Source organism: Amycolatopsis roodepoortensis, assembly GCF_014873915.1.
In the GTDB taxonomy this organism is placed as follows: domain Bacteria; phylum Actinomycetota; class Actinomycetes; order Mycobacteriales; family Pseudonocardiaceae; genus Amycolatopsis; species Amycolatopsis roodepoortensis.
In genome coordinates this window covers 1,644,806-1,657,584 of sequence record NZ_JADBEJ010000004.1, presented here as the reverse complement: position 1 = coordinate 1,657,584, position 12,779 = coordinate 1,644,806, and the positions used below count along the sequence as shown (strand labels likewise).

Genomic DNA, 12,779 nt, shown 5'->3' with positions numbered 1-12,779 from the left:
AAGCCGAGCGGCGTCGATTGCGGCGGCGGGTTCACCAACAGACACTGAGAACTGCCCGATGCGGGCACGGAGAGAGGACGCAGAGTTGCGGATACTCGCTGCGGGAGACCATTTCGTCGGCACCGGCCTGCTGGCCGGCGCCGTCCGTGCCGAGATCGGCGCCGGGCACGAGTTCTCGGAACTCACGCTGCCGTGGCCGGTGGAGCCGTTCGGTCCGGTCGCGAACGTGCACGAGGCCAGCGGCACCGAGGAGCAGGTGATCGAGGCCTTGGCGGGAGCCGAGGTCGCGGTGACCCAGATGGCGCCCTTCACCAAACAGGTGTTCGCCGCCGCGCCGGGCCTCAAACTCGTGTCGGTGTGCCGGGGAGGCCCGGTCAACGTGGACCTCGCGGCGGCCACCGAGGCGGGTGTCGCGGTGACGTACGCGCCCGGCCGGAACGCCGGCGCCGCCGCCGAGTTCGCGGTGGGGATGATCCTGGCCGCGATGCGCCGGATCTCGACGTCCTCGGCTGAGCTGCTGGGCGGCACCTGGCGCGGCGACTACTACGCCTACGACCAGGCCGGTCTCGAACTCGACGGGACCACCGTCGGCCTGGTCGGCTACGGCGCGATCGGTGCGCGGGTGGCCAAGGTGCTCGTCGCGTTCGGCGCGAAGGTGCTGGTCTCGGATCCGTTCGCGGACCCCGCCAAGATCGCCGCCGACGGCGCGGAGCTCGTCGAGCTGGACGATTTGCTGCGTCGCAGCTTCGTGGTGAGCCTGCACGCCCGGCTCACCGAGGAGACCCGGCATCTGATCGATGCCGCCAAGCTCGCCCTCCTGCCCGAAGGCGCCGTACTGGTCAACACCGCGCGCGGGGGCCTGCTGGACTACTCGCCGCTGCCGGACGCCCTGCGTTCGGGACGGCTCGGCGCACTCGCGCTCGACGTGTACGACGTCGAGCCCCCGCCCGCGGACTGGGCGCTGCGGGACGCGCCGAACGTGATCGCGACCCCGCACCTCGCCGGAGCCAGCAGGCAGACGGCGGAGCGCGCGGCGAGCATCGTCGCCGCCGAAGTCGGCCGGTACGTCCGCGGGGAGGCGCTCGCGAATCTGGCGAACCCCGAGGTCCTGCGGCCATGATCATCGGCGTCGACATCGGCACGTCACTGACGAAGGCGGTCGTCTTCGACAAGGCCGGGATGTCCGTGGCGAGCGCGTGCACCACCTCCGAGGTGCACCATCTACCGGGCGGCCTGGTCGAACAGGACCTCGACCAGGTACTCGGCACCGTGGCGACGGTGGTGCGCGAGGTCGCCGCCGGGCTCGACGGCCCGGTCACCGCGTTGGCCCTCACCGGTCAGGGCGACGGATTGTGGTTGCGCGACGAATCCGGCGAGGCCGTCCGTCCGGCGATCTCCTGGCTCGACGGGCGGGCGAACTCGCTGCTCGCCAAATGGCAGGCCGACGGAGTGACCAGGGAGGTGTTCCGCCGCACCGCGTCGGGGATGTTCCCTGGTTGCGCCGCGGCGATCATGTCCTTTTTGGACACTCACGAGCCGGAGTCGCTGGACAGGGCGGCGGTGGCGGGTTACTGCGTCGACGCGGTGCTCCAGCGGTTGACCGGTGAGATCACGGTCGACGCGTCGGACGCTTCGCTGCCCTTCCTCGATCCGGCGACCCGGCGCTACGACGAAGGCGCCATCGCGGCCGTCGGGCTCTCCCACCGCCGGAGCCTGTTCGTGGAGCCCGCGGCGCCGAAGACCGTCTTCCGGTTGGACGAGCGCGGGGCCGCGCTGCTCGGTCTTCCCGCCGGGCTGCCGGTCACCGCGGGCCCGTTCGACCTGCCCGCGAGCGCCATCGGTGCCGGTGTACGACGTCCGGGCGACGGCATCCTCACGGCGGGCACCACCCTCGCGTGCCAGGTCCTGACGGATTCGGCGGAATTCGATCCGGAGGGGGAGCCGGCTGGCATGTTCCTTTGCACGCCGGAAGAAGGGGAATTCCTGCGGGCGATGCCGGCGATGGTCGGCACCGCGGGCATCGACTGGGTCTGCCGCCTGTTCGGCATCGCGGTCGAGGAGATCGGTCCGCTGCTCGACGCGAGCAGGCCGGGCGCGGGTGGTGTTCGCGCGCTGCCGTTCCTCTCCGCGTCGGGTGAGCGAGCTCCGTTCGTCGACGCTTCCGCGAGGGCGCAGTTCTCCGGGCTGAGCCTGGAGAGCGAACGCGGCGACATCGTCCGGGCATTGTGCGAGTCGATCGCTTACGCGGCAAGGCATTGCTTCGACGCCGCGGGGCTCACCGGCACGTTGTACGCCTGTGGCGGCGGGGTCCGCTCGCTCGAGTGGACCCGGATCTTCGCCGACGTTCTCGGGCGGCCCATCGTCATCCCCGGCGATCCCGGGGTCGGCGCGCGGGGTGCGGTGATCGTCGCGGCGGACGCCCTCGGTGAACCGATCGACAGGGAGCTCTGGGCGGAAAGCGCACGCGTCGTCGAGATCCGGCCGGAGAACGTAGAGTTCTACGAGCAGGGCTACGCCGACTATCAGGCCTCACTGGCCGCGGCCCGCGGACTCTGGAGGTTGTGACGGTGATCCTGGCCAAAGAACGCTTGGCGGTCTGCGAATTCGCCCGCCGGATGACCACCGATGGGCTCGTGGTCGGCACCTCCGGCAACGTCTCCGCGAGGCAGGGCGACCTGATCGCGGTGACCCCGACAGGAGTCGACTACGCCGGGCTGCGGCCGGAAGACGTACCGGTCGTCGGCCTCGACGGGGAGATCGTGGAGGGCTCGCTCAAACCGACGAGCGAACTCCCGATGCACCTCACCGTGTACCGGCAGGCTGCGGATCCCGACGGCAAACCGGTCTCCGCCGTGGTGCACACGCATTCCGTGCACGCCACGGCGGTCTCGACCCTCATCACCGAGGTGCCGCCGATCCACTACATGCTCGCCGCGATCGGCCCGACGGCCCGCGTCGCGGCCTACGCGACGTACGGCACCGAAGAGCTCGCCAAAGTGATGCTGGAAGCGCTGGAGGGCCGCCGCGGTTGCCTGCTGGCGAACCACGGCACCGTCACCTTCGGCGACAGCCTCGGCTCCGCGTACAGCCGGGCACAGCAGCTCGAGTGGGTCTGCCAGGTGTGGCTGACGGCCCGGGCGGCGGGAACACCGGCCCTGCTCCCGCCCGCCGAGATCGAGCACGTCGTGGAGAAGCTCCGCGGCTACGGCCAGCGCTGACGTCACGCGAGTTGCGCCTCCGATCACGCGAGTTACGCCTCGAATCACGCGTGTCGCGTCTCTGATCACGCGAGTTGCGCCTTGAATCACGCGTGTCGCGTCTCTGATCACGCGAGTTGCGCCTTGAATCACGCGTGTCGCGTCTCTGATCACGCGAGTTGCGCCTTGAATCACGCGAGTCGCGCCTCTGATCACGCGAGTTACGGCTCGGATCACGCGAAATCCGTCGTTCGCCGGCTGACGAGCCAGCGACACGCGGGATCAGGAAGCAGCGGGCTCGGCCTCGAAGTCGGTGGCGTCCACGGCGTGTACCGCGTCGAGGAGTTCGACGACCGTCGGATCGTCGACGGCTTCCTTGATGCACTGCCACAACTGAAGATTCGCCAGCGCCCAGCGGGAGTAGTTCTCCGCCGCCTTGGGGTTGTAGAAGTAGTAACCACTGTCGTGGACATCGCACTGTTCGCCGACGATCTTGTCCGCCAGCTCGCGGAGGCTCAACCCGTTCTCCCGCAGATAGCGGTGGGCGAGTACGACGGGCGTCACCGGCAGCGCCTTGAACAGCGTGTCGGCATCGCTCAGTGCTTGAGCCTCGAGCGAGATGTGACGGCCTCTGGTGGCCATCTCGGCTTCGTCGATGATTTCGTCGATCCACTCTGCGACGGTTTCCTCGACACCGCATTCCCGCAGGATGCCCATCCGGAGGTCTCGCCCGGCGGCCGCGGGGGAGTTCCGGTGCACGATGTAGTTCACGTCGTGCACCAGTGCCGCCACCTCGACGACGGCGCGATCCGCACCGTTGTGTTCGGCGAACCCCGCGGCCTTGGCCCGGACGAAACTCACGTGGTGCCAGCCGTGGAACTGCAGTTTGTCCGCGTATCGCCAGCACAGTCGCCGGACATGGTGTTCGACGGCTTCGATGGTCTGGGAAGGAATCGTGCTCTTTCGCGCGCGCATACACCTCTCCGATCCCGTTTACAGACGGGTGGAGCAAGGGTATGCGCCATCAACGCCGGTGTGTAGTCAGATGCGGCCTGCCAGGTCCCCCAATCGGACCTCGACCGGAACGTGACGATGCCCGATTCCGGTCTTCGGGTCGAAGGAAAGACTGAACTCGCTCACCGGACGTGATTTCACCAGAAACGTCATAGTCCCTTCGGTGGCCTCGGGAATCCGATGGAACTCGTCCGCGTACATGACGCCCGCCGACCCCGTCTGACAGAGGGTGCTACGTCGTAACCGAACCGATGTGATCAATCCGGAAAGTTGATCTCGCAGGGTCGAATATCGCTCGTGGACGTAGTTGCCACGGAGGATCGTGGTGCAGAAGTGATATCTGTGGTTGTGCACGGAATCGGCGTACCCCTCACGCCAGTCCGTCGGCGCCTTGTACTCGTGCAGCCAGATCGAAAAGGGATCCGTCGGGCAATCGAGCAGGCACCAGGCGAAATGGGTGGTGGTCTCCCGGGAACGCTCGAGTACCGCGCTCGCCTCGTCCGGGCTCAGCGAAGCCAGATGCCGCCGGAGGTCGTCGCGCAGCTCTGGTCTCGACGTCCAGTCGCGGAAGATCCCGTCGACGATCTGCCAGTGCTGCGTCAGCGGCAGGTCCGTGGTCCGGAGCAGCGCGGAGAGCTGGGTGAGGGGGGACAAGCGAGTGAGCAACTTCAGCTCCTCAAATCTAGTGCCGTGCGACGCCGAGAGGTCAGGGGTTCAGCTCGGCGATTGTGGTGAACTCCTTCCGGAAGGTGTGGAATTTCCCTTCCAGTTCGAGGAAGTTCTCTTCGGAGAGGGGAGAGCCGGTGATCTTTTCGTACAGGGCGAGGAAATCCGCCCTCGTCGTCGTGGTCGAGATGCGGAAGTGCCGTCCGGAGCGTGATTGCGACACGCGCAGGAACTCGGAGCGTTCCTTGTTGTACAGGAACGAGCCTTCGCTGAACCGCAGCGTGCGCGGATACAGCGTGGTAGCACCGCGGATGTCGCTGTACAAGGTCACCCAAACGCTCTCGTCGAACACTTCGAGCCGGTCCAGTGGCGGGTCGGCGACGACGGTGATGTCCACCAGCGAGCACCGGCTGCGCGCCAGGAACAGCCCGACGAGGCCGATGCTGATCTCGTCGTTGAGCCGCTTCTGGATCGTCTCGTAGTCCATTCCCGCTTCTTCGCTGCGCAGGAGATAGCGCGCCCTGCCGCCGATCGCACCCTCGTCACGCGGGTCGGCGATGACCACGCGAAGTTCCCTTTCGGTGCGGGACAACAACAACCGGGCGGCGGCGTGCCTGCCGGAGAAGCCGCGGAAGAAGTAGTGCCTGGTCGCGTCGAGGTCTTCGGTCATGACCCGGTTGAACATCGGGTCCGGATCGGTGGTCGCCTCGAACACGTGGGTGGGGAAGAATTCCTTGTTGAGCGAACGGTATTCGGCGCTGAGCGCTTCCAGCGCCCGGCGGCTCTCCTCGATCACCGGGGTCACCATCGCGCGCTGTGACGCGGTGGCGGTGATCAGGGTCTGGCCGAAGCCGACCACCGCGGAGATCAGGGTGCCGGTGCCCACTGAGGTGAGCAGTGTCTTGCCGGCGCCGGGATCCATCATGCTGGAGATCCACAGGCTGAGGCCCGCGACGACGACCAGTACGGTGAGCAGCAGACTCGTCCTGGTCCAGAAGATCTCTTGCAACGGGGTACGGCGGAGCCGATCGGCTTCCGCGGGCACGAAGGTCACCTCCTTGATCAGCACTCGAACGGACGAACGCAGTGCGTATCTGTTCGAGTGCGGGGAGTTACTCTACGCGCATCGTGACCAGCCCGAAATAAGAAATTCGGGGGAAAGCGACCGACAACGAATGTGACGCACGGCGATGCCGGTTTCGCATCGGAGGTTTCGCCGGAACACGGAAAAACCACTCACGGAGCGTGCGGAAGTATTCCTTCGTACCAGGCGGGTCCGGGCTTCGCCGACGACAAGGTCTCGACGACTGCCGAAGACGGTGCGGTGTACACCGTGGGGAAGTCGATCTCCCCCTTGCCCGGGTCCAGTGTCCACGCGAGCCGCTCCTCTTCCGGCAGGTTCGCTTGTATCAAAGGAAAGCGCGCGTCCGCACCGTTTTTGTTGCCTCTGGGGTCGAGCCGGATCCACCGGTCCAGGCTTGCGAGGTACACGCCGTTGAGCCCGTGCAGAACGCCGATCCGCTGATAACAGAACCCGGCCGGGATGCCTTGGCTGCGAAGCAAAGCGGCCAGAAGATGGGCCTTCGCGTAGCAGAGCCCGACTCCCTCGCGCAGAACCTCGGAGGCCATAAGAGTGACCCGGGAATCGGCGGCGTCCACCGTATGGTCGATCTCGTCGCGCACGAAGTGAAACATCGAACGAATCACGTCGACTTCGGTGCCACCGGTCGGTGACAGTCTGTCAGCCGTTTCGCGGATCAGAGGGTGATCGTGATCGACGATCGCGTCGGCGGCGAGATAATCTTCGAGGCGCTCGGATTCGATCTTCAGCGTGATTTTCACGCGGCACCACCCAGTACGGTATCGACGGCTTCTTCGAGGAATTTCGGGCCCGCGTCGCCGCCGCGCAGCAGCAACCGGAACCAGATCGCCCCCGCGAGCAGATCCATCACCAGAACCGGATCGACGCCGGCGCGCAGTTCGCCTCTCGCGGTGGCGCGTTCGAAGATCGGCTCTTCGCGTGACATGCGGTCGGCGAAGAAACTCCGTGACACCTCGCCGAGTTCGGGGCGCCGGGGGCCCGCGGTCAAGGCCGCCGTGACGACCGGCGCGGTGCGCTCCGAGGTCAGCAATCGATGGATTTGCGTTGCCACGGCGAGAAGATCGCCGCGCAGGCTGCCGGTGTCGGGGACGTCGACGGCGAACAGGCCCGAATCGCGCAGCGCGGCGGCCAGGAGCGCGTCCTTCGACGGCCACCATCGGTACAGCGTCGTCTTGTTGACGCCGGACCGGGCGGCCACGGCCTCGACGGCGAGCTTGTCGTAACCGTGTTCGGCCAGCAGTTCGAGAGTGGCGGCGAAGATCGCCTCGGCTTTGCGCGGACCGTTCTGGGTGGTCACCCGGCAACAATACAACGCACCGTTGCGTTGTGTGCCGAGGGCGCGTACTTTGCAACGCAACGGTGCGTTGCATTCAGGAGGTCGTCCATGGTCCCCATCGTCTTCGTCCACGGCATCCGGCTCAGCGGCGCCGCGTGGACCGAGCAGCTCGAACTGCTCGGTGAGGCCGCGAAAGCAGTCGATCTCCCAGGTCATGGCGCCCGTCGGGGGGAGCGGTTCACCCTGGCCGAGACGGCGGACGTGATCGCCGAAGCCATCGACGAACCCGCGCTGGTCGTCGGGCATTCCCTCGGTGGTTACGCCGCGATCGCCGCGGCCGCACGGTATCCGGAGCGCGTGGCCGGTCTCGTCGTCGCGGACTCGACCCTCCTGCCCGGCCGTGCCCTGGAGACTCCGTTCCGCGTAGCGCACCGCCTGCTCATGCGGCTGCCGGACCAGGGCGAGCGGCTGAGCCGCTGGCAGTTCCGAAGCGTCCTGCCGTCGAAACTCGCCGAAGCGGTGATCGGCGGCGGCATCGCGACCGAGGTGATTCCGGACGTCGCCGAGGCCTTCGCGGACTTCGACGTGCTGGCGGAACTCTCGGCTTACCCGGGCCCCACGTGGATCGTCAACGGCTCACACGACCACTTCCGCCGCCATGAACGCCGCTTTCTCGACGCCTGCGCCGACGGCAGGCTGGTCAATGTCCCGAAGGCGGGACACTACCTGCCGATGGTGCGCGGCAAGGAGTTCGCTCAGCTCGTACTCGACGCGGCACGCAGCCTGTCGATCTCCGCGGTCAGCTCGGAACGCAGCGAATCGTGCTGAGGCCCCAACGAAGAGGCCCAGTTCTCCACCGGATACAGCCAAACCGGTCGCCCGACCACCTCGGCGGGCTCCCAGCCGTAACGCGGCCAGACGTGCGCGTGCAGGAACGGATCCGTGTTGCCGAGAATCTCCAGATTCACCCTTCGGAAGCCCGGATCCCTACGCGCGCAGACGTTTCCGACGGCTTCGCCGAGCAGCTCCATGTCCGACAGGAACGCCAGCCGTCGCGGCCGCGGTAGGTCGGTCAGCCTGCCGACGGCCGGGGAATCGGCCAGCAGGACGCAGTAGCCCGGCAGGAACTGCGTATCGCCGATCACCGCGAACCCCGCGTCCAGCCGTCGCAGCACCGTCGGGTTCTCCCCGCGCAGCGCCGAACCGATCCGATCCCGCTTCCAGTCGCCGGTCATGCGGCCAAGCTAGCCGACCGGCAACAGCGAACCCTCCCCGTTGGACGGGAACTGAGCGGCCAGCCGGACCGGCGCCGCGTGGGGCGCGAGGACGATCGACGCGAACTGAGTCGACGTGTCTCCCGCGCGGCCCGTGTAGTTGGTATGCAGGTGCACGCTGACGTGCACATTCCGGTCGGCGGGGATTTCGAACATGACGGCGCCCCACGAGACCACGTACTGCCTGCCGTCGATGCTCGCGAGAGGCGCGAAGATCTGGGCATGGCGGACGAGCGGAATGTCGATGGTGAGCAGCCGCCGCGGGCCGTCGTGGTTGTCGACGTAGGGGATCACTCCGGGCTGAGCGGCCAGGTCGGTCATTCTCGGGCTCCCTCAGAACTGGTAGTAGAGGAACGGGCTGAACGTCCCGGTCGCGATCAGGATGGCCGCGTACACCAGCCCGACGGTCATCACGCCGATCCGCAGCGCCGTCGCCGGGCGGCTCCGCGAGGACTCCAGCAGCGGCCCGGTCACCGGATGCGCGGGCAGGAACACGATCGCCAGCGCGCACAGCAGGATGATCAGCCGCTGGTTGGTCACCGCGCTCTCGACGACGTCGGTGAGGCCCGTGAAGTCCGGCAGCACCATGTGCCCGATCATGCCGAGCGCCTGCGGCAGGTCCTTGGCGCGGAAGAACACCCAGCCGAACACCACGAGCACGAGCGTCAGCGCGCGGCGCCCGATGCGCGCGGCCTGGGACTTGGGGGCGGTGTCGTAGCCGAACGCGCGCTCCACGATCAGGAGCGCGCCGTGGTAGATGCCCCAGATCAGGAACGTCCACTGCGCGCCGTGCCAGAACCCGGTCAGCACGAAGACGATGCAGAGGTTCCGGTACGTGCGTCCGGCGCCGGCGCGGTTGCCGCCCAGCGGGATGTAGACGTAGTCGCGGAACCAGCGCGACAGCGACATGTGCCAGCGCCGCCAGAACTCGGTGATCGTCACCGACGAGTACGGTCTCGCGAAGTTCTCGGGCAGCCGGAAGCCGAGCATGCGGCCGAGCCCGATCGCCATGTCGGAGTACCCGGAGAAGTCGAAGTACAGCTGCAGGGTGTACGCGATCGCGCCGAGCCAGGCGATCGCGAAGGTCATCTGATCCGGTGGTGTGTTGAAGCAGGTGTCCACCAGCGGGCTGAGCGAGTCGGCGATGATCGTCTTCTTGCACAGCCCGAGCGCGAACCGCGGGAAACCGGCGGCGATGTCGTCGAGGCGGTGGGATCGCTGCTGCGGCAGCTGGCCCGCGATCTCCCGGAACCGCACGATCGGCCCGGCCACCAGCTGCGGGAACATCGCGATGTACGCGGTGAACGCCACGGGGTCGCGCAGCGCGCGGCGTTCACCGCGGTAGATGTCCACCACGTAGGAGATGTGGTGGAACGTGTAGAACGAGATGCCGATCGGGATGACCAGTTCGGCCACCGGGAAATCGCCGCCGAACCAGTGCGTCACGGCCGCGATCTGCTGCGTCGCGAATCCCGCGTACTTCCAGATCAGCAGCATGCCGACGTTGAGGCCGATGACCCCGAGCAGCAGCCGCTTGCGCCGCTTGTTCTGCAGGTCCCAGGCGTTCGGCTCCAGCGCGGGCCCGGCGAGGAAGTTGACCACCATGCAGCCGAGCAGCACCAGCGTGTACGGGCCGGCGCCGGTGGCGTAGAAGATCAGGCTGCCGACCGCGACGATGCCGTTCCGCCAGCTGCGCGGGCACACCAGGACGGCGAGCAGGATCGCCGGCATGAAGTACCACAGGAACAGCGGTGAAATGAACGACATCGGTGCGGGTCCCCCAGGGCGGTTACGCGTTAGCCGCTGGTGACCTTAGCCTGAGGTTCCCGCACCGTGTGACGAAGTGCGGGGTCAGACACGTCCCGCGAGCCGCCGGCGGCGCGCCACCTCGGCCAGCAGCACGCCGGCCGCGACCGACGCGTTGAGCGACTCGACGCCCGCCGCCATCGGGATCGACACGGTCGCGTCGCAGGTCTCGCGCACCAGCCGGGACAGGCCGCGGCCCTCCGAGCCGAGCACGATGACCAGCGGATCCGCCGCGAGGTCGAGTTCGTCGATGTCCACCGAGCCGTCCGCGTCGAGGCCGACGACCATCAGGCCCTCGTCCTTCCACGCCTTCAGCTGACGGGTGAGGTTGGTCGCGACGGCGATCGGCAGCTTGGCCGCGGTGCCGGCGGAGGTCCGCCACGCGACCGCGGTCATCCCCGCGCTGCGACGCTCCGGCAGGAGGACACCCTGCGCGCCGAACGCGGCGGCCGACCGGATCACCGCGCCGAGGTTCCGCGGGTCGGTGACGCCGTCGAGCGCGACGAACAGCGGGGTCTGCCCGGAGTCCTTCGCGACGGCCATCAGGTCGCGCGGGTCGGCGTAGACGAACGGCGGGACCTGCAGGCCGAGGCCCTGGTGCATCGCCCGGTTGGTCTTGCGGTCCAGTTCCTCGCGCGGGATCTCCAGGATCGAGATGCCCTTGTCGCCGGCGAGCCGGACGGCCTCGTTCACGCGGTCGTCGATCTCGATGTTGATCGCCACGTACAGCGCGGTGGCCGGCACGTCGGCGCGCAGCGCCTCGACCACCGGGTTGCGCCCGGCGATCAGTTCCGGCTTGTCGGCCTTCTTCTGCCGCGCCTGGTCCTTGCGGTCACGCGCGTTGGCCATCCGGTACGCCTTGTGGCCGGGCCGGTCCTCGGCCTTGGGCGTCGGGCCCTTGCCTTCGAGGCCCTTCCGGCGCTGGCCGCCGGAGCCGACGACCTGACCCTTCTTCGTGCCGGGCTTGCGAATAGCGCCCTGGCGCCGGGAGTTGCCTGCCATCAGTGAGAATCCTTGAGCTAGAGACCGAGTAAGGGTCAGACGTCCTTGACGGTCCACTGTGGACCGTTCGGGGTGTCCTCCACCACGATGCCCGCCTGCTGGAGGCGGTCACGCGCGGCGTCCGCACGGGCGAAGTCCTTGTCGGCGCGGGCCTGCTGCCGTTCGGTGAGCAGCCCTTCCACCAGTTCGGACAGTGCCTGCCGGGTGGGCGTCTCATTGCCGCCCGCCTCGGACCAGCGCGCGGAGAGCGGGTCGAGGCCGAGCACGTCGGTCATCGCGCGCACGGAGGCGGCGATTTCGAGTGCCTTGGAATTGTCGGACGCGTCGAGGGCCGCGTTACCGTCGCGGACCGTGTTGTGCAGCACTGCGAAGGCCTGCGGAGTGGCGAGGTCGTCGTCGAGCGCGGCCGCGAACCCGTCCGGGATCTCGCCGAGGTGGACCGTGCCGGCGATGCCCGCCGTGCGGCGGAGGAACTGTTCGATCCGCCGGTAGCCCTGTGCGGCTTCGGCGAGCGCTCCGTCGGAGTACTCGATCGTCGACCGGTAGTGCGGCTGGACCAGGTAGTACCGGAGTTCGGGCGCCCGGTAGTTCTTGAGCATCTCCGGGATCGAGACCGTGTTGCCCAGCGACTTCGACATCTTCTCGCCGGACAAGGTCACCCAGGCGTTGTGCAGCCAGAACCGCGCGAACCCATCACCCGCCGCGTTCGACTGGGCGCGCTCGTTCTCGTGGTGCGGGAACACCAGGTCGACGCCGCCGCCGTGGATGTCGAACTCCGCGCCGAGGTACGTGGTCGCCATCGCCGAGCATTCGAGGTGCCAGCCGGGACGGCCGGAGCCCCACGGCGTCGGCCAAGACGGCTCGCCCGGCTTCGCGGCCTTCCACAGCGTGAAGTCGCGCGCATCGCGTTTGCCCTCGCCGAGGCTCTCGCCCTGCTGGACCTCGTCGAGCTTCTGGCCGGAGAGATCGCCGTAACCGTCGAACGCCTTGACCGAGAAGTACACGTCGCCGCCCGAGGCGTACGCGTGCCCGCCGTCGATCAGCCGCTGCATCAGCTCGACCATCTGCGTGACGTGCCCGGTCGCCCGAGGAGCGATCGAAGGCGGCAGGCAGCCCAGCGCCTCGTACGCCGACTCGAAGGCGCGCTCGTGCGTGGCCGCCCATTCCCACCACGGGCGATCCGCCGCGGCGGCCTTGGTGAGGATCTTGTCGTCGATGTCGGTGACGTTGCGGACCATCAGCACGTCGAGTCCACTGTGGACGAGCCAGCGACGAAGGACGTCGTAGTTCAGCGCGCCGCGGACGTGGCCGATATGGGGTGCGCCCTGCACGGTGGCACCACACACGTACATGGACGCCGTTCCGCTACGGGCGGGATGGAATTCCCGCACGCTCCGGGTCGCCGTGTCATAGAGGTGTAGTGCCACCCTAAAAGGGTACGG

General features: G+C 67.9%; 14 protein-coding genes. 4 read left to right on the top strand and 10 right to left on the bottom strand.

The window, feature by feature from the left end; all coding sequences use genetic code 11:
• Nucleotides 1-85 precede the first annotated feature (85 nt).
• From H4W30_RS18565 to H4W30_RS18555, 3 genes are read left to right on the top strand one after another with little or no spacing between them, the layout of a single operon-like run.
• Nucleotides 86-1,120: a 2-hydroxyacid dehydrogenase gene (locus tag H4W30_RS18565; RefSeq protein ID WP_192743920.1), complete on the top strand. Its 1,035-nt coding sequence runs from the start codon at nt 86-88 to the stop codon at nt 1,118-1,120.
• On the top strand, nt 1,117-2,565 hold the full coding sequence (locus tag H4W30_RS18560; RefSeq protein WP_192743919.1) for an FGGY-family carbohydrate kinase: 1,449 nt from the start codon (nt 1,117-1,119) through the stop codon (nt 2,563-2,565). The genes H4W30_RS18565 and H4W30_RS18560 overlap by 4 nt, the downstream gene beginning before the upstream one ends.
• Before the next feature lie 2 nt (nt 2,566-2,567).
• Complete coding sequence (locus H4W30_RS18555; RefSeq protein ID WP_192744154.1) at nt 2,568-3,218, top strand: class II aldolase/adducin family protein; 651 nt, start codon at nt 2,568-2,570, stop codon at nt 3,216-3,218.
• Nucleotides 3,219-3,479: 261 nt separating this feature from the next.
• Here the strand turns inward: H4W30_RS18555 and H4W30_RS18550 are convergent, their stop codons facing one another.
• The 5 genes from H4W30_RS18550 to H4W30_RS18530 form a co-directional block, all read right to left on the bottom strand.
• Nucleotides 3,480-4,172, bottom strand: coding sequence for an HD domain-containing protein (locus H4W30_RS18550; protein WP_192743918.1), 693 nt, complete (start codon nt 4,170-4,172; stop codon nt 3,480-3,482).
• A 66-nt stretch (nt 4,173-4,238) separates the two neighbouring features.
• A complete protein-coding gene (locus H4W30_RS18545; protein ID WP_192743917.1) occupies nt 4,239-4,877 on the bottom strand; it encodes a hypothetical protein in 639 nt (212 codons plus the stop codon).
• A 40-nt stretch (nt 4,878-4,917) separates the two neighbouring features.
• Complete coding sequence (locus H4W30_RS18540; RefSeq protein WP_225949732.1) at nt 4,918-5,964, bottom strand: hypothetical protein; 1,047 nt, start codon at nt 5,962-5,964, stop codon at nt 4,918-4,920.
• 149 nt (nt 5,965-6,113) lie between these two features.
• On the bottom strand, nt 6,114-6,719 hold the full coding sequence (locus H4W30_RS18535) for a transglutaminase-like domain-containing protein (RefSeq protein WP_192743916.1): 606 nt from the start codon (nt 6,717-6,719) through the stop codon (nt 6,114-6,116).
• Nucleotides 6,716-7,276 (bottom strand): TetR/AcrR family transcriptional regulator, encoded by a 561-nt coding sequence (locus H4W30_RS18530; protein WP_192743915.1) that lies wholly within the window; start codon nt 7,274-7,276, stop codon nt 6,716-6,718. Before H4W30_RS18530 ends, H4W30_RS18535 begins: the two co-directional genes overlap by 4 nt.
• A gap of 87 nt (nt 7,277-7,363) precedes the next feature.
• Here H4W30_RS18530 and H4W30_RS18525 point away from each other — a divergent pair, with 87 nt between their 5' ends.
• On the top strand, nt 7,364-8,083 hold the full coding sequence (locus H4W30_RS18525; RefSeq protein WP_192743914.1) for an alpha/beta fold hydrolase: 720 nt from the start codon (nt 7,364-7,366) through the stop codon (nt 8,081-8,083).
• On the opposite strand, the gene H4W30_RS18520 is transcribed toward H4W30_RS18525, so the two are convergent.
• The 5 genes from H4W30_RS18520 to cysS all read right to left on the bottom strand — a co-directional run bounded on the left by H4W30_RS18520 (nt 8,011) and on the right by cysS (nt 12,764).
• A complete protein-coding gene (locus H4W30_RS18520; RefSeq protein WP_192743913.1) occupies nt 8,011-8,490 on the bottom strand; it encodes a diadenosine tetraphosphate hydrolase in 480 nt (159 codons plus the stop codon). The genes H4W30_RS18525 and H4W30_RS18520 overlap by 73 nt on opposite strands.
• 9 nt (nt 8,491-8,499) lie before the next feature.
• Nucleotides 8,500-8,850 carry a hypothetical protein gene (locus H4W30_RS18515; RefSeq protein WP_192743912.1) on the bottom strand — a complete coding sequence of 117 codons (351 nt, stop codon included), beginning with the start codon at nt 8,848-8,850 and terminating at the stop codon, nt 8,500-8,502.
• Nucleotides 8,851-8,862: 12 nt separating this feature from the next.
• On the bottom strand, nt 8,863-10,296 hold the full coding sequence (locus tag H4W30_RS18510; RefSeq protein ID WP_192743911.1) for an MBOAT family O-acyltransferase: 1,434 nt from the start codon (nt 10,294-10,296) through the stop codon (nt 8,863-8,865).
• An 84-nt stretch (nt 10,297-10,380) separates the two neighbouring features.
• Nucleotides 10,381-11,337: a 23S rRNA (guanosine(2251)-2'-O)-methyltransferase RlmB gene (gene rlmB / locus H4W30_RS18505; protein ID WP_037335364.1), complete on the bottom strand. Its 957-nt coding sequence runs from the start codon at nt 11,335-11,337 to the stop codon at nt 10,381-10,383.
• Nucleotides 11,338-11,372: 35 nt separating this feature from the next.
• Entirely contained in the window at nt 11,373-12,764 is a 1,392-nt protein-coding gene (gene cysS, locus H4W30_RS18500; RefSeq protein ID WP_192743910.1) for a cysteine--tRNA ligase, read from the bottom strand.
• Nucleotides 12,765-12,779 lie beyond the last annotated feature (15 nt).